22 protein-coding genes are annotated in these 23,714 nt (G+C 54.2%); 6 read left to right on the forward strand and 16 right to left on the reverse strand.

The genetic code is table 11. The features are described 5' to 3' along the window. Nucleotides 1–82 precede the first annotated feature (82 nt). The 5 genes from dhaL to KGP26_RS20215 all read right to left on the reverse strand — a co-directional run bounded on the left by dhaL (nt 83) and on the right by KGP26_RS20215 (nt 4,994). On the reverse strand, nt 83–739 hold the full coding sequence (gene dhaL / locus KGP26_RS20195) for a dihydroxyacetone kinase subunit DhaL (RefSeq protein WP_059201461.1): 657 nt from the start codon (nt 737–739) through the stop codon (nt 83–85). A gap of 3 nt (nt 740–742) precedes the next feature. Further along, nucleotides 743–1,744 carry a dihydroxyacetone kinase subunit DhaK gene (locus tag KGP26_RS20200; RefSeq protein WP_094982062.1) on the reverse strand — a complete coding sequence of 334 codons (1,002 nt, stop codon included), beginning with the start codon at nt 1,742–1,744 and terminating at the stop codon, nt 743–745. Between the two features lie 29 nt (nt 1,745–1,773). After that, complete coding sequence (locus tag KGP26_RS20205; RefSeq protein WP_094982050.1) at nt 1,774–2,532, reverse strand: SDR family oxidoreductase; 759 nt, start codon at nt 2,530–2,532, stop codon at nt 1,774–1,776. Nucleotides 2,533–2,555: 23 nt separating this feature from the next. Continuing rightward, the gene (locus tag KGP26_RS20210) at nt 2,556–3,815 is read right to left on the reverse strand and encodes an MFS transporter (protein WP_021178719.1); all 1,260 of its coding nucleotides are present in this window, start codon (nt 3,813–3,815) and stop codon (nt 2,556–2,558) included. A gap of 66 nt (nt 3,816–3,881) precedes the next feature. Continuing rightward, nucleotides 3,882–4,994 carry an alcohol dehydrogenase catalytic domain-containing protein gene (locus KGP26_RS20215; protein WP_021807087.1) on the reverse strand — a complete coding sequence of 371 codons (1,113 nt, stop codon included), beginning with the start codon at nt 4,992–4,994 and terminating at the stop codon, nt 3,882–3,884. Nucleotides 4,995–5,314: 320 nt separating this feature from the next. On the opposite strand from KGP26_RS20215, the gene rpiB reads away from it, so the two are divergent. The 3 genes from rpiB to KGP26_RS20230 all read left to right on the forward strand — a co-directional run bounded on the left by rpiB (nt 5,315) and on the right by KGP26_RS20230 (nt 9,092). Further along, entirely contained in the window at nt 5,315–5,773 is a 459-nt protein-coding gene (gene rpiB, locus KGP26_RS20220) for a ribose 5-phosphate isomerase B (RefSeq protein WP_021178721.1), read from the forward strand. Nucleotides 5,774–5,954: 181 nt separating this feature from the next. Further along, entirely contained in the window at nt 5,955–6,905 is a 951-nt protein-coding gene (tal, locus tag KGP26_RS20225; protein WP_024484505.1) for a transaldolase, read from the forward strand. Between the two features lie 1,011 nt (nt 6,906–7,916). Beyond that, nucleotides 7,917–9,092 carry an IS4 family transposase gene (locus tag KGP26_RS20230; RefSeq protein ID WP_223664515.1) on the forward strand — a complete coding sequence of 392 codons (1,176 nt, stop codon included), beginning with the start codon at nt 7,917–7,919 and terminating at the stop codon, nt 9,090–9,092. Nucleotides 9,093–9,324: 232 nt separating this feature from the next. Here KGP26_RS20230 and nudK read toward each other — a convergent pair whose 3' ends face one another. From nudK to napF, 9 genes are all read right to left on the reverse strand, one after another. Next, nucleotides 9,325–9,900: a GDP-mannose pyrophosphatase NudK gene (gene nudK, locus KGP26_RS20235; protein WP_037376378.1), complete on the reverse strand. Its 576-nt coding sequence runs from the start codon at nt 9,898–9,900 to the stop codon at nt 9,325–9,327. 257 nt (nt 9,901–10,157) lie between these two features. Next, nucleotides 10,158–10,655 carry a hypothetical protein gene (locus tag KGP26_RS20240; protein ID WP_094982732.1) on the reverse strand — a complete coding sequence of 166 codons (498 nt, stop codon included), beginning with the start codon at nt 10,653–10,655 and terminating at the stop codon, nt 10,158–10,160. A 238-nt stretch (nt 10,656–10,893) separates the two neighbouring features. Beyond that, entirely contained in the window at nt 10,894–11,511 is a 618-nt protein-coding gene (gene napC / locus KGP26_RS20245; protein ID WP_024484507.1) for a cytochrome c-type protein NapC, read from the reverse strand. A gap of 11 nt (nt 11,512–11,522) precedes the next feature. Continuing rightward, nucleotides 11,523–11,972, reverse strand: coding sequence for a nitrate reductase cytochrome c-type subunit (gene napB, locus KGP26_RS20250; protein ID WP_021178725.1), 450 nt, complete (start codon nt 11,970–11,972; stop codon nt 11,523–11,525). Beyond that, nucleotides 11,969–12,880 carry a quinol dehydrogenase ferredoxin subunit NapH gene (gene napH, locus KGP26_RS20255; protein WP_059201466.1) on the reverse strand — a complete coding sequence of 304 codons (912 nt, stop codon included), beginning with the start codon at nt 12,878–12,880 and terminating at the stop codon, nt 11,969–11,971. Before napH ends, napB begins: the two co-directional genes overlap by 4 nt. After that, a complete protein-coding gene (gene napG, locus KGP26_RS20260; RefSeq protein ID WP_021807091.1) occupies nt 12,880–13,632 on the reverse strand; it encodes a ferredoxin-type protein NapG in 753 nt (250 codons plus the stop codon). The genes napH and napG overlap by 1 nt, the downstream gene beginning before the upstream one ends. A 10-nt stretch (nt 13,633–13,642) precedes the next feature. Further along, nucleotides 13,643–16,129: a nitrate reductase catalytic subunit NapA gene (gene napA / locus KGP26_RS20265; RefSeq protein ID WP_024527084.1), complete on the reverse strand. Its 2,487-nt coding sequence runs from the start codon at nt 16,127–16,129 to the stop codon at nt 13,643–13,645. Further along, a complete protein-coding gene (napD, locus tag KGP26_RS20270; protein WP_166735081.1) occupies nt 16,126–16,392 on the reverse strand; it encodes a chaperone NapD in 267 nt (88 codons plus the stop codon). The genes napA and napD overlap by 4 nt, the downstream gene beginning before the upstream one ends. Beyond that, nucleotides 16,379–16,876: a ferredoxin-type protein NapF gene (gene napF, locus KGP26_RS20275; protein WP_021807093.1), complete on the reverse strand. Its 498-nt coding sequence runs from the start codon at nt 16,874–16,876 to the stop codon at nt 16,379–16,381. The genes napD and napF overlap by 14 nt, the downstream gene beginning before the upstream one ends. 362 nt (nt 16,877–17,238) lie before the next feature. Between napF and narQ the strand changes: the two genes are divergently transcribed. Beyond that, the gene (gene narQ, locus KGP26_RS20280; protein ID WP_021807094.1) at nt 17,239–18,921 is read left to right on the forward strand and encodes a nitrate/nitrite two-component system sensor histidine kinase NarQ; all 1,683 of its coding nucleotides are present in this window, start codon (nt 17,239–17,241) and stop codon (nt 18,919–18,921) included. A 125-nt stretch (nt 18,922–19,046) separates the two neighbouring features. Beyond that, nucleotides 19,047–19,679 carry a nitrate/nitrite response regulator protein NarP gene (narP, locus tag KGP26_RS20285; protein WP_059201467.1) on the forward strand — a complete coding sequence of 211 codons (633 nt, stop codon included), beginning with the start codon at nt 19,047–19,049 and terminating at the stop codon, nt 19,677–19,679. A gap of 26 nt (nt 19,680–19,705) precedes the next feature. Here narP and KGP26_RS20290 read toward each other — a convergent pair whose 3' ends face one another. Beyond that, the gene (locus KGP26_RS20290) at nt 19,706–19,984 is read right to left on the reverse strand and encodes a helix-turn-helix domain-containing protein (protein ID WP_223664516.1); all 279 of its coding nucleotides are present in this window, start codon (nt 19,982–19,984) and stop codon (nt 19,706–19,708) included. Between the two features lie 287 nt (nt 19,985–20,271). Here KGP26_RS20290 and acrD point away from each other — a divergent pair, with 287 nt between their 5' ends. Further along, nucleotides 20,272–23,400, forward strand: coding sequence for a multidrug efflux RND transporter permease AcrD (gene acrD / locus KGP26_RS20295; RefSeq protein WP_209524199.1), 3,129 nt, complete (start codon nt 20,272–20,274; stop codon nt 23,398–23,400). Between the two features lie 126 nt (nt 23,401–23,526). Here acrD and ypfM read toward each other — a convergent pair whose 3' ends face one another. Then, nucleotides 23,527–23,586, reverse strand: a complete 60-nt coding sequence (ypfM, locus tag KGP26_RS30445) for a protein YpfM (RefSeq protein WP_138106377.1) — start codon at nt 23,584–23,586, stop codon at nt 23,527–23,529. Nucleotides 23,587–23,714 lie beyond the last annotated feature (128 nt).

A 23,714-nucleotide genomic window follows, 5' to 3' on the forward strand; every position in this document is an offset into this window, starting at 1 on the left:
ACGGCAGATTGGTCTTTTTCAATAGAAGATGGGTTCAGCATGCCGAACCCATCTTATCGCATTGCCCGCTAGTATAACCTGTTCAGGCGGCAACGGTATTCAAGCGTTGTTCCACCGCATCAGCCAGTTGGCATAAAAGTAGACAACAGGATACCGCACCGGCATCCAGCACGCCGCGCGAACGTTCCCCCAATCGGCTCGCGCGACCAATCTTGGCAACCAGATCGCGGGTTGAATCACGCCCGGCAACGGCAGCCCGTTTCAACTGCTCCAGCGACTCACTGAAGCTATCGCCACGCCGAACCGCCTGCTCAAACCCTTCGATAGCAGGGATCAGCGTATCCATCAGGCACTTGTCGCCTACGCCAGCGCTGCTGATGTCCTGCAGTTCAGTGAGCCCATTGCGCAACATGGCCAGAAAAACCTGTTTATCCAGCGCCATTTTATCACGCACGCTGTCGGCCATGCCCATGAACAGGCTGCCATACAGCGGCCCCATCGAGCCACCAATCCCTTCCATCAATGCGTCCGCGACCGCGTCAAAAGCCTGCGCCAACGTCAGTTTTTGGCCCTTGATGGCCTCACCACATAAGGTGAAGCCTTTTGACATATTAATGCCGTGATCGCCGTCGCCAATCGCACCATCTATTTCACTGAGATACTCGCGATTGCTGACAATCACGCCAATCAGCGCCGCGACGATCTCATTGCCATACTGCGTAGAAATTTGTGTGGTCATGATTCACTCCACCTGAGTTAGGCCCAATGAATGAGCGGGCATATCGAGCAACGTTTTCAATTGGTCGTCGAGCTTCATCAAGGTTAACGTCACCCCCATCATTTCCAGCGAGGTAAAATAGTTACCCACATAGCGACGGTGAACCTTGATACCGCGCTCCGTCAGCCGCTTTTCAATCTCGGCATAATAGATGTAGAGCTCCATCACCGGCGTGGCCCCCAGGCCGGAAATCAACAGGGCAACTTCCTGCCCCTTGTTCAACGGCATATCATTGAGCACAAAGTCGAGCATGGTGCCAGCCATCGCGGACGCCGACTGGATCGGGGATACCTCAATCCCAGGCTCACCGTGATGCCCAATCCCGATCTCCATGTGGCCATCGGCGATATGGAAGTTGGGCTTACCTACCGCCGGGATGGTGCAAGAACTGAGCCCGACGCCGATCGAGCGGCAATTGCCAATCGCCTTTTGCGCAGCAGCGATCACCCCGTCAAGATCGTAACCCAGCGCTGCGGCAGCAGCCCCGATTTTCCACATCAGAATCTCACCGGCAACGCCACGACGTTTTTCAATTTCACTGGCGGGCGCAGAAGCAACATCATCATTTGCCACCACGGTTTTTACCGTGATACCGGCGGCGCTGGCCTTCTTCATCGCCATTTTGACGTTCATATTATCGCCAGCATAGTTGCCATACAGGCAGGCGACCCCCGCCCCGCTGTCCGCGGCCTTGAACGCATCCAGAAATGCCCCCGCCGTTGGCGAAGAGAAAATCTCACCGATGGCCACAGCATCGAGCATGTTCTTGCCAACATAGCCCAGAAACGCAGGCTCATGCCCCGAGCCCCCACCGGTAACAATACCCACCTTGCCTTTGATCGGTGCGGCAGGGTATTTGAGGACTCGTGCATTATCGGTCGCGGTGAAATATTCCGGATGAGCCTTCAGATAGCCCTGAATGGCATCTTCCACGACGCGATCGGGATCGTTAATGATTCTGTTCATCATGGCCTCTCTTTTGCCTGAGTATCGAGTTATTGAATGGTGTAACCGCCGTCAACCACCAGATTGCTGCCGGTGATCATGCTGGCCGCATCGCTCGCCAGGAACAGCGCGCTGGCGGCAATATCCTCGGGTTCGGCAAAGCGCCTCAGGGGGATTTTCTGCTTCATTTGTTCTGCAACCTCGCCAGACCATGCTTTGCGCCCCAACTCGGTCAGCACCACCGTGGGCGAAATGGCGTTTACCCGCACGTTGTGCGGCCCCCATTCCAGTGCCAGAACCTGGGTCAAGCCAATTACGCCGGCTTTGCTGGCGCAGTAAGCCAGATGATTGGGCAAGGCGACCACGCCGGCCTGCGAGGCCAGGTTGATAATGCTGCCACTGCCCTGACGGATCAGATAGTGGCCCACGACCTGGCTGGTAAGAAACACCCCTTTCAGGTTCACCGCCATGGTGTTATCCCAAGCGTCTTCGGGCAGTTCTTCCGCCGGATACAGCGCGACAATCCCGGCGCTATTGACCAGCACATCCAGCCGCCCGAAATGGGCATTAGCCTGCGCAACCGCCTGTTCTACAGAGGCTTTGTCGGTGACGTCCATCACGATGCCTAACGCCTGTCGCTGATCCAGCTGCTGAGCAATCTGCACCACCTGTGGAGCACGATCCAACAGTACGACCTGCGCGCCGTTTTGCAGATAGCATTTGGCAATAGCCAGACCTATTCCCGCCGCGCCGCCGGTTATCAACGCCACTTTCCCTTGCAAGGCTCCCTTGCTTTGACCAGTAATCATAGAAAACTCCCTCAAACGGTTAGTTACGCCAAGCTGTGATGATTTTCTTCCACGGCGGCAGGCACGGCTTTAGGCAAGGTGACATATTTCATCAAGACGCCGCTGAACAAATACAGGCCGGTGAAAATCCAAATCACCCCGCTGCTCCCCAAGCTGCCGATAAATAACCCTACCACTGCCGGGCCAACGAAAGTGCTCAACCCCGCGCCAAGATTCAGGATCGACATGGCGGCACCTTTATTCTCCGGGGCCAACGTTGGCATAATGGCCGAAAGAGGCACGAAGGCCGCCAGGCAAGCACCGAATAGCCCGGCGGCCACGACGGTCAGCAGATAATTGGGACCGAGGAAGTAAGGCACGTAATAGAACATCAGCGTGGTGATAGCGCAGCCGACGCAACCGAACCACATGACGACGTTACGCCAGCCCAAGCCGTCGCTGATCACCCCAAAGATCAGGTTGAAGATAATGTTCACCGTCCACAGTGCCGCATACATCTGTAGCCAGTCAGTGCGGCTAAACCCGATATCCATCATGTACATCGGCATAAACACCACGAAGCCATACGCCGCAGAGGTATTGATGGTGCGGACAATGCCACCCAGGCCGATTTTCGGGTTCTCAAACGCAATGGTGATCCCCTTTAGCACATAGCTGAGGGAGGCTTTTTGCCTGTCCCCCACGTCGCTATGGCCAGGAGTGCGGTTAAGCATCAGTGCGATCATCGCCCCGAGCACCACAAAGATTAATGCGCTCCATAAGGTGTGAATTTCCCCCAGGAACGGCAGCATGATGCTGGAATAGAGCACGCCCAGTACGCTCAACCCACCGCTATAGACAAACCAGAAAATCCCCACGGCGGAACCCAGCCTTTCCGGCGGAGCCTCATAGGCGACCCATACCAGAAAACCATAGGCAAACAGGGGATAGCCCAGCCCGCGCAGCGCATAGGTCGGTATCATCACCGACAGGTTGTTACTGGGTAATCCCCACACCAGAAAACACACTGAGCCCAGCAGGAACAACAACAATCCAGCCAGCATGACGCGGCGAGCGGTAAAGATTTCTGCCAAAACGCCGGAAAACCAGGCGGAGATTGCCGCAGCAAAACCGTAAACGCTAAACAGCAGCGCAGATTCCTGAATGGTTAAGCCTTTGCCGATCAAATAAGGTGAAAGCCAGCCTTGTTCCAGCCCCTCCCCCATCATAAAGACCAACACACCGGCATAACCGAGCATTAATTTTGGTGACAGACCAATGCGATGAATCAGTCCATTCAGCATAAAACACCCCAGCACATTGAATTGTGGAGGTGCAGGCTAGCCCGCACCCGAAGAATGATGCAGGCATTACAGATTTGGGTTGAGCACCACTTTGATTGAGCCGATGCCCCGTTTCATCATGGCGAAGCCTTCAGCAAACTGTTCGAGCGGCAACGTTTGGGTGACGACGCCTTTGGTGGGCAGATCGCCATTGCGTATCCCTTCAATCACCAACGGATAACAATAAGGGCCCAGGTGCGATCCCAGCACATCCAGCTCCTTACGATCGCTGATAATGCTCCAATCGACGGTCACCGGATCTTTAAATACCGAGAACTCGACAAAGGTGCCCAACTTACGGATCAGCATCAGCCCCTGTTCGACAGATTGCTGGGCGCCGGTGGCTTCAATGTAGATATCGCAGCCGTAGCCTTCGGTCATGTCCTTAACGATCGCCATCACATCATCGCGCAGTGGGTTCAGCACAACGTCAGCACCAAATTCTTTCGCCAGCGCCAGGCGTTCGTCTGACAGGTCGAGCACCACCAGCTTCGATGGACCGGATTTTTTAATCGCACCGATCATCCCCAAGCCCAGCGTTCCGGCCCCGGCCAGCACTACCACGTCCCCCAGCTTGATGTTGGCGCGCTGTACCGCATGGAAAGAACAGGCATAGGGCTCGATCAGAATGGCGTCTTCTATCGGCATATCCGCAGGAACGTGATAGTTGATGGCCTCTTTGGTGAACTTCATGTATTCCGCCATGCCGCCATTAACGTTATTCTGGAAGCCGTACAGATCGTGTTTCTCACACATCCAATACTGGCCCCGGTTACAGAAACGGCATTGCCAGCAGGGAACGATCTGTTCTGAAATCACCCGATCGCCCAACTTGAATCCTTCAACGCCCTCCCCATAGCCCACCACGTGGCCGATAAATTCGTGGCCTGGGATCATCGGCGCTTTGATGTAAGCCGGCTGTTTTTCATCTCCCCAAAAACTGGCCGCTCCTTCAAACGCTTTAACATCGCCGGCGCAGATGCCGCAGGCTTCAACTTTCACCAGGATCTCGTGCGGGCCAATTTTCGGTACCTCCACAAGCTCCAGGCGGTAATCCTGCGGGGCATAAGCCACCACCGCTTTCATGGTTTCAGGAATGCCTTCGGCCATGGTTGCCGCTGTTACGCAGTTCTGACACATAGTTCTATCCTCGGGTAGGGTTTATTTTTATGATCATAAGTACACACAAAGAACAAATAAACACTACATACTCTCAACATGTTTGCCCACCACCAACCTTTGAAATTGTGATCCTGCTCAAGAAGCCCCCTTAAAGTCACCTAACAGGCCATAAAGTCGATTTATTCGTGATATTCATCACCTTTATCGGCCATAATCCCTTAGTCAAAATAAAAACAAATGAACATCAATTGAACATTTGATAAATCATGGTTATGGTATTCGCCATGACGCGCCAGCGGGGATCGTCAGCCTTACCCTTGATCAACAGGAGATGTGTTATGCAGCCTATTGCGATTGGCGCCGATGATGCCGCCATTGAACTGAAGAATGTGATCGTTGCGTTTCTGCAACAGCGCGATATTCAGGTTACCGACTACTCACCGGGAAGCGATACGCCCCCCATCGGCTATCCCGATATCGCCTTTCAGGTGGCGCAAGGCATTAAGGATGGGAAACACCAACGTGGCATTTTGCTGTGTGGCACCGGTATTGGCATGAGCATTGTGGCCAACAAGGTCCCGGGGATCCGCGCAGCACAGTGCCATGATACCTATTCGGCACAGCGCGCACGTAAAAGCAACGATGCACAAATCATCACGCTTGGCGCACGCGTCATTGGCCCGGAACTGGCAAAATCGATCGTCGAAGCCTGGTTGAGCTCTGAATTTGAAGGAGGGGGATCGGCGCCTAAGGTGGCAAGGATCGGCTATTACGAACAGGTTGTTGGCCAACGCTGAACCAACGTCGACAGAGGGTCACGGCTTGGGGGGCCCATGTGGTATTTCTGCCCCCATTGTTTCTATCCATCGCAACAATCAGAAAAAGCGTATTTCATTCATCAGCCATATGATGCATGGTGTTAACCATAATGAAATACGTTCTCATTTACTGTTATGACTTTGGGCAAGGAGCTTATAAATGAACCAGTTAGACGCACTCAAACAGTTGACCGTGGTTGTTGCCGACAGCGGTGATATCGAATCCATCCGCCAGTTCGAACCGCAGGATGCCACCACCAACCCTTCGTTGATCCTCAAGGCCGCGGCGCTGCCGCAGTATAAGTCACTGATCACCGAAGCGCTGGAGTACGCCCGCCAGCAAGGCGGCAGCAAAGAAACCCAACTGATTAACGCCAGTGACAGACTGGCGGTGAATATTGGGGTCGAAATTCTAAAAAGCGTACCAGGGCGAATCTCCACCGAAGTGGATGCCCGTCTATCCTTCGATCGCGGTATGTGCGTGGCTAAAGCACGCAAGCTGATCGGCATGTATCAAAACCAGGGGATCGATAAATCCCGCATTCTGATCAAGCTGGCAGCCACCTGGGAAGGGATCAAGGCGGCCGAAGAGCTGGAAAAAGAAGGCATCAACACCAACCTGACGCTACTGTTCTCCTTTGCTCAGGCCCGTGCCTGTGCCGAAGCCGGTGTCTATCTGATTTCGCCGTTCGTTGGCCGTATCTACGACTGGTATCAGGCCAGACAGCCGATGACCGATTACGATGCCGAGCAGGATCCGGGCGTGAAGTCCGTTCGTACCATTTATGAATACTATAAACAGCACCGCTATCAGACCGTGATCATGGGCGCCAGCTTCCGTAAGGTTGAGCAGATCCTGGCGTTGGCGGGTTGTGACCGTTTGACCATTGCGCCAAACCTGTTGGAAGAGTTGAAGCAAAGCAATCAGCCTATCGAACGTAAACTGACGCCGTCTACCGAAGGGTTTTATCAGCCAGCACCACTGGCCGAGGCGGAGTTCCGCTGGCTGCATAACCAGGATGCCATGGCGGTTGAGAAGTTGGCCGAAGGCATTCGCCTGTTCGCCGTCGACCAGCAGAAGCTGGAAGACATGCTGATCGCACAGCTGTAAGACGATGATAGAAAAGTGAGATCGGCAAAGCAATTGCCCCTCACCCTAACCCTCTCCCACAGGGAGAGGGGACCGATCGAGTTCGTTGATTACTCTGTGTAATACCCTATCTTTCTTCTTCCTAATCCCTTACGTAGCTCGAAAATTCGGCGATACGCATTGGATTGGGGATCGCTCGAGTTTGCTGAGATTATCTATTTACCTACAAAAGAGCCGGGGCTAACAGCTCCCACAGGGAGAGGGGACCGATCGAGTTCGTTGATTACTCTGTGTAATACCCTATCTTTCTTCTTCCTAATCCCTTACGTGGCTCGAAAATTCGGCGATACGCATTGGATTGGGGATCGCTCGAGTTTGCTGAGATTATCTATTTACCTACAAAAGAGCCGGGGCTAACAGCTCCCACAGGGAGAGGGGACCGATCGAGTTCGTTGATTACTCTGTGTAATACCCTATCTTTCTTCTTCCTAATCCCTTACGTGGCTCGAAAATTCGGCGATACGCATTGGATTGGGGATCGCTCGAGTTTGCTGAGATTATCTATTTACCTACAAAAGAGCTGGGGCTAACAGCTCCCACAGGGAGAGGGGACCGATCGAGTTCGTTGATTACTCTGTGTAATACCCTATCTTTCTTCTTCCTAATCTCTTACGTGGCTCGAAAATTCGGCGATACGCATTGGATTGGGGATCGCTCGAGTTTGCTGAGATTATCTATTTACCTACAAAAGAGCTGGGGCTAACAGCTCCCACAGGGAGAGGGGATAGATCGAGTTCGTTGATTACTCTGTGTAATACCCTATCTTTCTTCTTCCTAATCCCTTACGTGGCTCGAAAATTCGGCGATACGCATCGGATTGGGGGTCGCTCGAGTTTGCTGAGATTATCTATTTACCTACAAAAGAGCTGGGGCTAACAGCTCCCACAGGGCTGAGGAATCCCCACAAAAAAATGAAAGGCACGATGAAGTGTGATCTACTGGTTGCGCTAACAAAACAGAAGAGACCTCATCGTGCCTTTACAAACAGTTTGCCAGAAATTTTTCTCCGCGTCTTTACGTGGTATTCATTCCTTTCGGATCAATGTACTTATCTCTATGGCCATTGCACTTTGCAACGGCGCTGACTTGACGCTAACCAGTCTCGGCCGTTCGCTTCCAGGCAGAGCTCACGTCAAAAATAAAATTAAACGTGTCGATCGGGCCCTCGGTAATACCGCTATTCATCACGAGCTTCCCCTTATTCAACAGATGATTACGCGGTCTATCACCTCACTGATGCCGTTCTGCGTTATTGCTGTCGACTGGAGCGGATGGCATGACAAAAACTGGCATCTGTTGCGAGCAAGCCTAGTCTGTAATGGCCGTTCCCTCCCTCTGATGAGCGAAGTGGTGCCCGCCTGGCTGGCACAAAACAGCCAGGTTCAGTGCGCCTTCCTTGACCGTCTCCACGGGGCCATTCCCGACGGAAAACCCGTCACAATAATCACGGATGCGGGCTTCAGAACTGACTGGTTCAGGCACATAAGCCAACTGGGCTGGTGTTTTACGGGCAGGGTCAGAGGGCTCGTCTGCTTCCAGTTGGAAGGAAGCACCCGCTGGATGAAAATCAGTGACTTGCAGGCGGAGAGCACTCCCATAAAAGTCGGTTACGGTGTACTTGCTCGTAAGCCGAGGGAGCCTTGTTACGGTAGCTTTTATCTGCAAAAGCGCCCATCGGCGGGACGTCACGGAAAAGGCAGACGGTCAAAAACGGAGAAAGAGCATCGAAGTAGCGCTCAGGAACCGTGGTTGCTGTTCAGTAATGTTGAAGGCCTGGAGCCTCATCAGATAATGACCCTCTACAGTCGTCGGATGCAGATAGAGCAGAACTTCCGCGACGAAAAAAGTCCGCGCTTCGGATATGGGCTGAGACTAAGCCGCAGCCAGGGCTGGGGTCGCCTGGCGGTTCTGAGTGTAGTGGCAGCGATGGCCAGCCTGGTGATGTGGCTGACGGGGTATATGGCGGAAAAGAAACAACTTCATCGGCATTATCAGGCAAATAGTGAGAAAGGGAGACGGATCCTGTCGTATCTGAGGCTTGCTGGTGAGGTCCTGAGAGACAGAGCGGGAATAGTGAGACGGATGAATATAGTTAATATGCTGAAAAAGTTAGGGAATGAGTACAGTAATATGGTCATGGGATGCTGACCATATTACTGGGGATCACTCAGCCCACAGGGAGAGGGGACCGATCGAGTTCGTTGATTACTCTGTGTAATACCCTATCTTTCTTCTTCCTAATCCCTTACGTGGCTCGAAAATCCGGCGATACGCATTGGATTGGGGGTCGCTCGAGTTTGCTGAGATTATCTATTTACCTGCAAAAGAGCTGGGGCTAACAGCTCCCTCTCCCTGTGGGAGAGGGTTGGGGTGAGGGAAACTACTCCATCACCCGGTGGATCTGCAAGTACTGCAACAGCATGATGGTTTTACCATCCTTGATGCGGCCGTCGGCGATCATCGCGATTGCCTCACCAAAGGGCAATTCCACCACTTCAATATCTTCATCCTCAATGCCACCCCCGCTGGTTTGGCGTTCGTTATCCTGGTACTCAGCAATAAAGAAGTGGAGTATTTCCGTCACGCCGCCCGGTGACATGTAGGCCTCAAAGATCTTTTGCACCTTCGAAACCTGAAAACCGGTTTCTTCTACCGCTTCACGGCGAGCGCACTGTTCGGGCTGATCGTCATCCAGCAGCCCAGCGCAGGCTTCCAACAACATGCCTGTGGCATTGCCGTTGACGTAGGTTGGCATACGGAATTGGTTGGTCAGCACCACGGTGCCCTTGGCCCGGTTATACAGCAAAATGGTCGCCCCGTTACCGCGGTCATAGACCTCGCGCACCTGTTCGATGGTTCCGCCGTTTTTACGTTTTAACTCAAAGGTGTATTTATTCAATACGTACCAGTTGTCCGATAACAGCTGCTTTCTGATATTTTCTATTTTTGACGACATATTCTCTTCTTCCGTAAGCCAACGCACCGCAACCTTTGGCCACTAGCAAAGCGCAGCCACGGCGGATTTGCAACAAAAAACCGCAGGCTGAACAGAAATGGGGGCTTGGGGCGACTAAAATTTCAGCGAGATGATATTACAGTGGCTAGCCAATGCCACACAGCTGAAATATACCAATGAGATAAAAACCTCTCATTTCACAACAAAAGGTTTTTATCAAAAAGACAGCTGTAAAACCTGAGAATAACCTGGCTTATTTACGGTTTAGGAATGGCATCCAACTGGAAACTTGTTCCACTGGTCACGTTACCCTCGTCATCATAGAAATCAACACCGAGCCATGCACTGGTAAATTGCCCTCCATTAGCGGGTAACATCATTGAATTGGGCGTCAAGATCCCTTTATCGATCATATCCTGATATGCAGCGATCAGTTCCTGCTGCCGTGCCAATACCTCTCCGACGGTATCACCACCGACTTGAGCATACCCCGTACTGACGCTATTTAAGGCCGCTTGATTAAAACAGTTATAAAAGCCGCTAGCAAATCCCGAAAAATTCTCATTGCCGATAGCCTCCCTGACGGCTACGGAATCAAAGCTGGCATTAAACAAATAGATACCAACTTTTATTTTTTTATCGGCATCTGTCACATTGGGATTAACTTCAAAACTCAGCATCGAATAAATGCTACTCTTATCCTCTTTATCCCAACCATGCATACGTGCATCAGTAATAAACTCATGAGCGTCCATATTATCAATCCTCTTCAGTCAGTGTGTCGTTTGGTTTTCCAACCCAAGCACCTACTTGGATAAAAATAATATATGTAATTGGGGTAAATAATGATATCCAGTCCTGTTGTGCTGACTCTGAAACAAACACTCATCATTTGATCACGGAAGGGCGGGGTAGCGAATAATCCGACACCTCATCATATTGAAAAAAAACCCCGCAGGCCTTGCAGCGCTGCGGGGTTGATATCTACCAGAGTTAGAATCCGGTAGGGACTCCGTGCATGTCCGGCAGTTTATGTGCGATCCCTTTATGGCAATCGATACAGGTTTTGCCTTCGGTGATGGCTTTGTCATGCATCTTGGCCGCCACGGTTTTCTGCGCGGTGAAATCCATATACTCGAAGTTGTGGCAGTTACGGCACTCCTGCGAGTTATTGGCTTTCATACGCGCCCATTCGTTGCTGGCCATGGTCAGACGATGCTCTTCGAACTTCTGCGGCGTGTCGATAATGCCAAACACCTTGGCGTAAAGTTCTTTACTGGCCTTCAGCTTACGTAGCATCTTTGGCCCCCACTCATGCGGGACGTGGCAGTCCGGGCAGGTGGCACGTACGCCACTACGGTTGTTGTAGTGCACCGTCTCCATATACTCTTCGTAGACGTTTTCACGCATCTCGTGGCAGCTGATACAGAATTTTTCGGTGTTGGCCGCTTCCATACCGGTGTTGAAACCGCCCCAGAAAACGATCCCGGCGACAAAGCCCAACAGCAGCAAAGTCCCCAGGGCCAGCCTGCTCGGCCTGCGCCACCAGCGCCATAGACGACGGATCGGTCCGGCCTTTTTCTCGGATGTTTCGTTCTTACGTTCGGCCATAGCTCCCCCGCTTAGTGCCCAAAGCCCTGCATAGGCTTGAAATCATTGCCGATGATTGGTGCCGCATCGGTTTGTGGTACGTGGCATTGCAGACAGAAATAACGGCGTGGAGCAACTTCCCCCAGCACCTTGCCATCGCTGTCCATAAAGTGTGTCGGGCTGATACGCGGTGCGCCGGTGGTGCGATAGTGCTCCACGCCGTGGCACTGCAAGCAGCGGTTAGTGTTTTTGCTAATCTGGTAGCCGTCGACGCTGTGCGGGATCATCGGCGGCTGGTTGACATAGTTTAGCGCCATCTTTTCCTGCTGCTTGGGCATTTTGATCTGCCCTTCAGCCGTGCCGGAAACCTCTGGCGATTGCTTGAGATCGACATCACTGGCGGCAAACGCGGCACTGGCAACTACCAGTGTTAACAGCGCGCCCCACAGGGAAAGCTGCTTTTTCAGGACATTGCTGGTCATTTTTTGGCTCCCGAATAATGAAATTTGCTCTTAATTTCGAATACGTTTTCTGCACAAACGTCGATACAACGTCCGCAGGCAATACAGGCATCACTGGCAACCCGTGGTGTGCCTTTTTTAACTAATAACGGCTCACGCAGGATCTGCGGTTCTGGGCAAACATGAAAACAATCCATGCAGCGGGTACAGTTATCACGATGCTCCGCGCTGATCTGCACCACACCCTGGCTACCAATGGCGCCATACAGCGCTCCCATTGGGCAAAGATGGCCACACCAGCCGTGTTCGACCACCAGCAGGTCGAACAGGAACAGCGCCACAATCAGCCAGATGCCAGCACCAAATGCGGCACCCAGCCCTTTCAGCCAGGCTAATACCCCTTCCCCGCTGCTGCCATGGATCAGCCCGCGCCCCATCAGGGCCACCGGATTAATCCATTCCCAGATCAGCGTACCACTCACGGCACTGCCAACCAGTACGACAAGCAAGATGCCATAGCGCAGGGAACGAGGCAGGCTGGCCGATTGACGCAAACCTAACTTGCGCCGCAGCCAGGCCGCTAGATCGGTCACCGGGTTGACCGGGCAAACCCAGCCGCAAAACACCCGATTACCGATCAGGCCGTAGATCAGCACCACTACCGCGCCTACCCACACCAACCAAGCTGGCCAATGCCCGGCCAACAGGCTTTGCAGCATCATCAACGGATCCGTTAACGGTACCGTCTCCGCCAATAGGCTGGCGCTGTAGTTGCCACGCAGGATCCAGATGCCCCACAGCGGCCCGGAGAGAAACATCAACAAGATCAACAGTTGGCTGCAACGGCGCAGGATCAGGAAGCGGTTGCTGCGCAACCAGCCATGGCGCAGACGGGCATCACGCCCGGCTTCAGCGACTGGATTAGCCATCATTCACCTCCCTTTACGCCGCGTGCCGGCAATGTGAGGCCTTCCGGCACCAGTGAATGCCCTGCACGCTGCTTTTCCTGCCAGCCCCAGCGATAGTGTTCACCCAATTGGCCACGCGCCAGTTCCATCGGTAACACCTTGATCGCCGCCTGCTCAAGTACACAAGCCTGCTCACACTTGCCACAGCCGGTACAATCCTGGCTGTGAACCGTCGGCAGAAACATGGCGTGCTTGCCGGTACGCTCGTTGTGTTGCAGATCCAAGGTGATGGCCTTGTCGATCTGCGGGCAAACCCGGTAACACACATCGCAACGCAGCCCTTGCCAATTCAGACAGTTTTCATGATCCAGCAACACCGCCAGCCCCATCCGCGCCTGATCGATATCCGTCAGGTTCGGATCCAGCGCACCGCTCGGGCAGGCCACCACACACGGGATGTCTTCACACATCTCGCAAGGGATATCCCGCGCCACAAAGTACGGCGTTCCCGCCGCTCTCGGCGACAGCAGCGTCGCCAGTTTCAGCGTCTGGTACGGGCAGGCTTGCACACACTGACCGCAGCGAATGCAGGCGCTATCAAACGCCCCTTCGGCCAGTGCTCCCGGCGGCCGCAGGGCCAGGCCATCACGTGCCTGAGACTGCTTTTGTTGCAACCCCAGCAGTACGCCTATCCCTGCCAACCCGGCCACGCTGCGCGCAGCATCCCGCAGGAAGCGCCGCCGGGCCGGTGTTTTATCTCGTTGCTGGCTCATTCCGTTGGCCTTATACCTTCTCCAGTTTTACCGCACACTTCTTGAAGTCGGTCTCTTTCGACAGCGGATCGGTAGCGTCCAGCGTCAGATTATTGACCAGTTGCGCGGCATCAAAGAACGGCATATACACCAGGCCTTTCGGCACACGGTTACGGCCACGGGTTTCGACGATGCTCACCACTTCACCACGGCGTGACACTACCTTCACCTTGTCACCACGGCGCAGATTGCGGCTCTTGGCGTCCAGCGGATGGATAAACAGCACCGCCTCTGGGAAGGCTCTGTGCAATTCTGGCACCCGGCGAGTCATCGAACCGGTGTGCCAATGTTCCAGCACGCGGCCAGTGGACAACCACAGATCGAACTCCTGATCCGGGCTTTCCGCCGCTGGCTCGAACGGTAGTGCGAAGATCACGGCTTTGCCGTCTGGCTTACCATAGAAGCGCACGCTTTCACCTGCCTTCACATAAGGATCGGTCCCTTCACGGTAACGCCACAGGGTTTCCTTGCCATCCACCACCGGCCAGCGTAAACCGCGCGCCTTATGGTACATATCAAAGGCCGCCAGATCGTGACCATGGCCACGGCCAAACCCGGCATACTCTTCAAACAGCCCTTTCTGGATGTAAAAACCGAAGTCGCGCGACTCGTCGTTCAACTGGTCGGCCGGGATCTCTTCCAGCTTGTACTTGTTCACTTCACCGTTAACGAACAGGACGTCGTACAAGGTTTTACCCCGGTATTCCGGCTTCTGGTTAATCAGCTCCGCAGGCCACACTTCTTCCACCTTGAAGCGTTTGGCAAATTCCACCAACTGCCACAGGTCAGACTTGGCCTCGCCAGGCGCTTTCACCTGCTGATGCCAGAACTGAGTACGGCGCTCGGCGTTACCGTAAGCCCCTTCTTTCTCTACCCACATCGCAGTAGGCAGGATCAGGTCGGCGGCCAATGCGCTCACCGTTGGGTACGGATCGGAAACCACGATAAAGTTGCGCGGATCGCGCCAGCCCGGCATACGATCTTCGTTAATGTTTGGCCCGGCCTGCATGTTGTTGTTACACATCACCCAGTAGGCGTTCAGCTTGCCGTCTTTCAACGCACGGTCCTGCGCAACCGCATGCAGCCCGACTTTTTCCGGGATGGTGCCAGCTGGCAGTTGCCATTTCTGTTCGGCAATCTGGCGGTGCTTCTCGTTGGTCACGACCATGTCCGCTGGCAGGCGGTGGGAGAACGTCCCCACTTCACGCGCGGTACCACAGGCAGAAGGCTGGCCAGTGAGTGAGAACGGCCCACAGCCCGGCTTGGAGATCTTACCGGTCAGCAGGTGCAGGTTGTAGCACAGGTTATTGGCCCAGACGCCGCGGGTATGCTGGTTGAAGCCCATCGTCCAGTAAGAGACGACTTTCACATTCGGGTCGGCATACAGTTTGGCCAAGGCTTCCAGTTGGTCTTTCGGCACACCGCTTAACTCAGCGGTTTTATCCAGCGTGTACTCCGCCACAAAGGCCTTGTAATCTTCGAAGCTCATCGGCTCCGAAGCATCGCTCCCTGGGTTCTTGGCCGCTTTCTCCAACGGGTGGGTTGGGCGCAGGCCGTAACCGATATCGGTCGCCCCTTTGCGGATATTGACGTGCTGCTTGAGGAAATCCTGGTCAACCGCATTGTTCTGAATAATGTAGTTGGCGATGTAGTTCATGATCGCCAGATCGGTCTGCGGGGTAAACACCATGCCGTTATCCGCCAGCTCGAAGCTGCGGTGTTCAAAGGTGGAAAGTACCGAGACGTTGACCTTATCGTTGCCCAGGCGGCGGTTGGTAATGCGCGACCACAGGATCGGGTGCATTTCCGCCATATTGGAGCCCCACAGCACGAAGGCGTCGGCCTGCTCGATATCATCGTAGCAGCCCATCGGTTCATCCATGCCAAAGGTGCGCATAAAGCCGACCACGGCAGAAGCCATGCAGTGGCGAGCGTTTGGATCGAGGTTGTTGGAACGCAGACCCGCTTTGAACAGTTTGGAGGCCGCATAGCCTTCCCATACCGTCCACTGGCCGGAGCCGAACATGCCTACCGCCTCTGGCCCTTTTTCTTTCAGGGCCCCTTTGAATTTTTCTTCCATAACATCGAAGGCTTTTTCCCAAGTGATGGGAGTAAACTCACCTTCTTTGTCGTACTGCCCGTTCTTCATGCGCAGCATTGGCTGTGTCAGTCGATCCTTGCCGTACATGATCTTGGGCAGGAAGTAGCCTTTGATACAGTTCAGGCCCCGGTTAACCGGAGCATCCGGATCGCCCTGCGAAGCCACGATGCGGCCATTTTGGGTGCCGACCAGAACGCCACACCCGGTGCCGCAGAAACGGCAAGGTGCTTTATCCCATTTGATTTCGTCACCACTGCCGACCACGGCCTGGGCAACCGTTGGGATCGTCAGCCCGGCAGCTGCGGCAGCAGCCGCGGCAGCGTTCGCTTTCATGAAGTCTCGACGACTGAGTTTCATGGCATTACCTCACCTTGCTCATCCTGCTGGTGATAAACCAGCGACACTGCCAACACGCCTTCCAGATTGCGCGCCGACTCAATTTTTTCCAGCAACGCCTGGGAGCGTGCTGCTTGCATAACGACGACCAGTTTGCCCTGCTGTTGATCCTGTGCCGGAATTTCCGTATCAGGGATTGCCAGCAGCGCCGAGATCAGCGCCGGGAATTTGTCAGGCCGGGCCTGCACCATCAACCCGCTTACGTGCCATTCACTGCTCATTATTTTCACTCCGGGTTATTGCAATCGCCGAGGTCGGGCAACCGGCAACGCAGGCACCGCAACCATTGCACGCCGCCGCCTCGAGCGCCGGTTGGGCTATGCCGCCTAACCGTGGCCGAAAACGGATTGCCTGCGTTTCACAACTGTCCTGACAGCTGCGACACTCTACCCCCTGCATCGCCAGGCAAACGGCCGAAAACGAGGCCACTTGTTGCCAGGGTTGGTGCTGGGGTGGGTAAAACAGTGGGGCTTCGCAGGCATCTGCGCATTGTCGGCAAAAGGTACATTCCGCGCGTTGGAAATCGATTTCGGGATAACCGCCACTGCCACTGATCAATACGCCGGTTTCGCAGGCATTAACGCAGGCCTGGCACCGAGTACAACCCGCAAGGAAGAGAGGGGCTTCACGCGACCACGGGGGACGGATCGCATCAGTTTGATGACGCCATTGTCCGCTGAGCAATCTGCGTCGCGACAATTCGGCCATTCGGGTTATCCTTCAAAGTTGGCAACACGCGCGCGTGTAAAAAATTATTATAGTGTGACTTTATTATTTTTTGTCTCGCACCTCGGGTAAGAGGCAAGGATAAAATAGGCTTATCGGAGGGGGTAGATAATCACCCTAAATAGGTAAAAGTAGGTATTACTTGCGCCAGATCAATCACTGATAGCCGATATAGGGCATTTTGCCAACGGTAGACCGCCAAATCGCTATTTAATTGATTATATAGCGAAGATTTTTTTTGGCGCTAAATCGGCCGTTTGCTCAAAATCGCCATGCTTTTTGCCAGCAAAAGTTATAATTTGACGGCGCATAACACTCAGGCCTATAACCAGAAGGACGCTTAATTGCTCGTAAAACGCTCAGTGACCGGCAGCCTGGCGAAGGCGCTGATAAGTATCGTGATCCTTTCCGTGCTGTCCACCGGACTGGCACTGACTACCGTGGCCGGCAGCCTGCAAGATGCCGAAGCGATCAATATCGCGGGATCGTTGCGCATGCAGAGCTACCGGTTGGCGTATGAGCTCACTAACGGTTCCGCTGAAGTGCAGCAGCACCTGGTGCAGTATCAGCAGTCGCTGATGGCTCCGGCCTTGCTTAAACTCGATCGATTTTATGTGCCTGACGATGTGCGGCAAAAATACCTGACGCTGCGCCAGGCCTGGCTGGTACTGGAAAAACAGATCCTGGCCGGGAACCCGGAAAACTATCAGGCCAACGTGGCCAGCTATGTTAACCAGATCGACCATTTTGTCTTGGCTTTGCAGCGCTACTCCGAACAAAAACTGACCATCGTAGCGACGATCAGCGTGATGGGCTACATCGCCATCATTGCCCTGGTGCTGTTCTGCATCCGCTTTATGCGCCGCCAAGTGGTCACCCCGCTCAAACGCCTGGTGGACGCCAGCCTGCGTATGCAACAACGTGACTTTAATCATCCGCCGCTCGACGTTTCATTGCCAAACGAACTGGGCGTCCTGTCGCAAACCTTCACCACCATGTCTGGCGAATTGGCGAAGCTCTACCAGTCACTGGAACAAAAGGTGCAGGAAAAAACCGAGCGCCTACAGCAGGCCAACCGCACGCTGGAGGTGCTCTACAGCTGCTCCCAGGCGCTGAGCGTTGGGCAGTTGGATCAGCGGGCGTTTGAGAAGGTCTTGCATATCATCAAGCTAAGCGAACAATTACATTGTATCCGGCTCAATGTGGAAGACAGCCTAAGCCAATGGCAGGTCAGCAGTGGTGAACCCGTGGCGGAACTGGCCTGGCATTCACAGGTGATCATGCAAGACAACAAACCCTTGGGTAGCCTGAGCTGGCAACATGAGCAACAGCCGCCCCACCCGCACCTGATGCAAAGCGTGACCAATATGCTCAGCCGCGGGGTTTACTTTAACCGCGCACAAAAGCAGCATATGCAGTTCCTACTGATGGAGGAACGCGCCACCATTGCCCGTGAACTACACGATTCGTTAGCCCAGGCCCTCACTTTCCTGCGCATCCAGCTTACCTTGCTCAAACGTACCCTGACAGGCCATTCATCGCAGGCGGATGAGATCATTGATGATTTTGATCGGGCGCTGGCGGATGCCTATCGCCAATTGCGCGAACTACTGGCCACCTTCCGGTTGAGCATTCAGGATGCCGATCTGAACGCCGCGTTGCAGCAGGTATTGGAACCATTAAAACTGCTGACCAGCGCGCGGATTCAGTTACACTGTCGGTTAGCCTCACAGGCGTTGAATGCCCAACAACAGGTTCATGCGCTACAGATCGTGCGTGAAGCCGTGCTTAATGCCATCAAACACGCCGATGCACAGGAAATTGTGATCCATTGCGAAGTCTCCCCCAGCGGCGACAACGAGATCACCATTTGTGACGACGGCTGCGGCATCGACAGCCTGGATGAACCGGAAGGCCATTACGGGCTAACCATTATGAGCGAACGCGCATCGCGCCTGAACGGGACGTTACATATCAGGCGTGGCAATGCCGGGGGCACGGAGGTCTGTCTTAGCTTCCCGCCATAAGGGCTAACAGCATTGCACGGCGGCCATTCGAGCCGAGCGACAATGCTAATTACTACTATATTTTAAGAGTCAGCTTTACTGCCGGCAGTAGGCAGTGGCTTTACTCGCTACAGGGAGCACGTTTTATTGTGATGAATAATTACCGAGTAATGATCGTGGACGATCACCCATTGATGCGCCGTGGCATCAAACAGTTGCTGGGGCTAGATCCTACTTTCACCGTAGTGGCAGAAGCCAGCGGCGGTGCTGAGGCGATCGCCCTGGCCGCGCAGTTCACGCCAGACGTGATCCTGCTCGATCTGAACATGAAGGGGCTTTCCGGGCTGGATACGCTGAAAGCACTGCGCGATGAAGGGGTAGATGCACGCATTATCGTGCTGACCGTTTCCGACTCCCGCAGCGACGTCTATGCGCTGATCGATGCGGGCGCCGATGGCTACCTGCTGAAAGACAGCGAGCCAGAACAGTTGCTGGAGCATATTCGCCAGGCTGCCGAGGGCCAGAACGTGATTAGCGATGCGGTAGCGGACTATCTTTCGTCACGCAGCGAGCAACACGATCCCTTTGCCGCTCTCACCGAGCGTGAACTGGATGTGTTGCAGGAAGTGGCGCGTGGCATGTCAAACAAGCAGGTCGCGGCGCAGTTGCATATTTCTGAAGAGACGGTGAAAGTGCACATCCGCAATATGCTGCGCAAGCTCAACGTGCGCTCACGCGTGGCAGCGACCGTGATGTATCTGGAAGCGAAAAGCCAGTAATGCTTCCCCGGCACGCCGGGGAACATTCAACCAATGGCCGCCAGCAGCATCTCATGATGCTGAATAACCCAGCTTTGGCTTAACGGGCCCCAGTTTACCAACTGGTAATAGCCTTCATTATTACGCTTCCCCTGCTGCACAAACTGCAACTCCAGGCCCAGGCCTGGCAAAGCTTTGAGTACATCCTGCAACGTACGGCGCGGCCAACCGGTCAGTTCCATCAGGCGCGGAACGTTAGGGCGTTCATTGCTGCTGATCAGCCAACACAGATAAAGACGACGAGCAAATACCGGGTTAATTTCCATGCTTAACTCCTGCTGAGGAAAACATCCTGATTATTTCACCGTAACGCAATAAAATCGCCATAATGGCGCGTTTCGTGGCGATGCAATGTGTAACTGTAGATTTCTACTACTGTTATTTACATTATCTCCTTTTTTTCTCCACGCTTTATCTGCGCTCGACGAGTAAAGTGCAGTAGCACCTTTGGGTACAATCAAATCCTGCGACAGCCCGGCCACCAGTCAGTGCCAGGCGTAAGCATAACTGATGCAGTCAAAAATAGAATAAGTCACAACGAGGTTCATGCCGCATGGCCAATTTTTTTATTGATCGCCCGATTTTTGCCTGGGTTCTGGCAATTATTCTTTGCCTGACGGGGACGTTGGCGATTTTTTCTCTGCCTGTCGAACAATATCCGAACCTCGCTCCGCCAAACGTGCGTATCAGCGCCTCCTATCCAGGCGCATCGGCACAGACGCTGGAAAATACCGTTACCCAGATTATCGAACAGAACATGACCGGCCTCGACAACATGATGTATATGTCGTCCCAGAGCACCAATACCGGCCAGGCCTCGGTTACGCTGACCTTTGATGCCGGCACCGATCCCAACGAGGCAATGCAACAAGTACAAAACAAGCTGCAAGCCGCCATCAAGCGGTTGCCACAGGCGGTACAGCAACAAGGCGTAACGGTGTCAAAATCGGGCGATACCACGCTGATGATGGTGGCATTTGTCTCCAACGATGGCAGCATGGATAAGCAGGACATCGCGGACTACATCGTCTCCAATCTGCAAGACCCCCTCAGCCGCATTAACGGCGTGGGCAGCATGGACGTTTACGGTTCACAATACGCCATGCGTATCTGGCTGGATCCGAACAAGCTCACCAGCTATCAGCTGACCACTCAGGATGTAGTCAGCGCCATCAGTTCGCAGAACACCCAGGTCGCGGTGGGCCAGTTGGGCGGATCCCCTTCCGTGGATCAGCAGGCGCTAAACGCCACCATCAACGCTCAATCCCAGTTGCAAACGCCGGAGCAGTTCCGCCAGATCACGCTGCGCGTCAATCGGGACGGTTCGCTGGTCACCCTGGGTGACGTTGCCACGGTGGAATTGGGCGGGGAAAACTATAACTACCTCAGCCGTTACAACGGATTGCAGGCCGCCGGGATGAACATCAAGCTGGCTTCCGGTGCCAACGAATTGCAAACCGACCAGTTGGTGAAAGCCAAGATCGCCGAGCTTTCACACTATTTCCCCCACGGGCTGGAAGCCAAGATCGCCTATGAGACGACGCCGTTCGTGCAGGCGTCGATCCATGATGTGGTAAAAACCCTGCTGGAAGCCATTTTGCTGGTGTTTTTAGTCATGTACCTGTTCTTGCAGAACTTCCGCGCCACGCTAATTCCCACTATCGCCGTTCCGGTGGTGCTGTTGGGCACCTTTGCCATCCTTTCGGCCTTCGGCTACAGCATCAACACCCTGACGATGTTTGCCATGGTGCTGGCGATCGGCCTATTGGTGGATGACGCCATCGTGGTGGTGGAAAACGTGGAACGCGTGATGAGCGAGGAAGGTCTCTCCCCCAGGGACGCCACCCGTAAATCCATGGGGCAGATCCAGGGCGCGCTGGTGGGGATTGCCATGGTGCTTTCGGCGGTATTTATTCCTATGGCCTTCTTCGGCGGCACCACCGGCGCCATTTATCGCCAGTTCTCGATCACTATCGTTTCCGCAATGGTGCTTTCGGTGCTGGTCGCCATGATCCTCACCCCAGCGCTGTGCGCCACTATTCTCCAGCCGATCGCCAAAGGCCATCATCACGGCAAGCGCGGTTTCTTCGGCTGGTTTAACCGCATGTTCAACCGCAATACCGAACGCTATGAACGTGGGGTAGCGCGCGTGCTGCACCACAGTGCCCGCTACATGGTGATCTACCTGTTGCTGTTGGCCGGTATGGCGGTGCTGTTTATCAAACTGCCGACCTCGTTCCTGCCGCAGGAAGACCGTGGCGTGTTCACCGTGCAGGTGCAGCTGCCAGCAGGCTCCACACTTCAGCAAACCACCAAGGTGGTGGAAAAGGTCGAGCACTACTTCCTGACCGAAGAGAAAGCCGACGTGCTGTCAGTGTTCTCCACCATCGGTGCCGGGCCAGGCGGCAACGGCCAGAACGTCGCACGCCTGTTCTTGCGCCTGAAGGACTGGGATCTACGCAGTTCGGGAGCCAATAGTTCGTTCGATATCATCGAGCGAGCTACCAAAGCCTTTAGCAATATTAACGAAGCGCGCGTTATTGCCAGCAGCCCGCCAGCAATCACCGGGCTGGGGAACTCTTCGGGCTTCGATATGCAGTTGGAAGACCACGCCGGGCTGGGGCACGTCAAGCTGATGGAGGCTCGCGATCAATTACTGCAGTTGGCTGGGCAAAACCCGCAGCTATCGCGCGTGCGCCATAATGGTCTTGATGACAGCCCGCAGTTGCAGATCGATATCGACCAACGCAAGGCGCAGGCGCTGGGCGTGTCGATCGACGATATCAACAGCACCTTGTCAACCGCCTGGGGCTCCACCTACGTCAACGACTTTTTAGACCGCGGGCGAGTGAAGAAAGTGTACGTCCAGGCCGGAGCGCCCTTCCGCATGCTGCCAGAGGACATCAACAAGTGGTACGTGCGTAACGACAGCGGTGGGATGGTGCCCTTCTCCGCCTTTGCTACCTCCCATTGGGAATATGGTTCACCGCGTCTGGAACGCTACAACGGTAACTCCACGGTAGAAATCGTGGGTGAGGCTGCCCCGGGCGTCAGTACCGGTACCGCGATGGATGAAATGGAAAAACTCGTCAGCCAGCTACCGACCGGTTTCGGTCTGGAATGGACCGCAATGTCTTACCAGGAACGCCTGTCCGGTTCCCAGGCACCGGCGCTGTATGCCATCTCGCTGTTAGTGGTATTCCTGTGTCTGGCGGCCCTGTATGAAAGCTGGTCGATCCCGTTCTCGGTCATGTTGGTGGTACCGCTGGGGGTGATCGGTGCCGTCACGGCCACCTGGCTGCGCGGGCTGGAAAACGATGTGTACTTCCAGGTGGGACTATTGACGATTATCGGGCTGTCGGCCAAGAACGCCATTCTGATCGTGGAATTTGCCAACGAACTGAACAGTAAAGGCCAGGATTTGCTGGAGGCAACGCTGGAAGCCTCGCGCCTGCGTTTGCGCCCTATCCTGATGACCTCACTGGCGTTTATCTTCGGCGTTCTGCCAATGGCCATCAGTTCCGGTGCGGGTTCTGGCAGCCAGCATGCAGTAGGTACCGGAGTGATGGGCGGTATGATTTCAGCCACCGTTCTGGCAATTTTCTTTGTGCCGCTGTTCTTCGTATTGGTACGCCGCCGCTTCCCTGGTAAGGCGCTGCCTCACCATCACGATAGCCAATAGCAGGCGTAAAAAAAGCAGCTTCGGGAAACCGAGGCTGCTTTGCTAAAGACTTAATATTGTTACCCTAGGTGCTTTAAATAAAAACAAACCCAATAGCCTTATTCAAGCTTTAAACCCTATATGGTGTTAGTTACCCAACATCTCATCAATAAAGTCTTTCCAATTTGTTAACTCTCGATCAACCATGATACTTCATAACCTCCAGTTATTGGACGCAGGGATTCTACGCCTGTTTTTTGACCAAGTGAAGCCTTTTGGGAACGATGCCAGTTAACAAAACCCAGGAGCGGAGCATATTTTCAGATTAATCAAAA

The organism is Serratia sp. JSRIV002 (genome assembly GCF_019968725.1).
Lineage (GTDB): Bacteria > Pseudomonadota > Gammaproteobacteria > Enterobacterales > Enterobacteriaceae > Chania > Chania fonticola_B.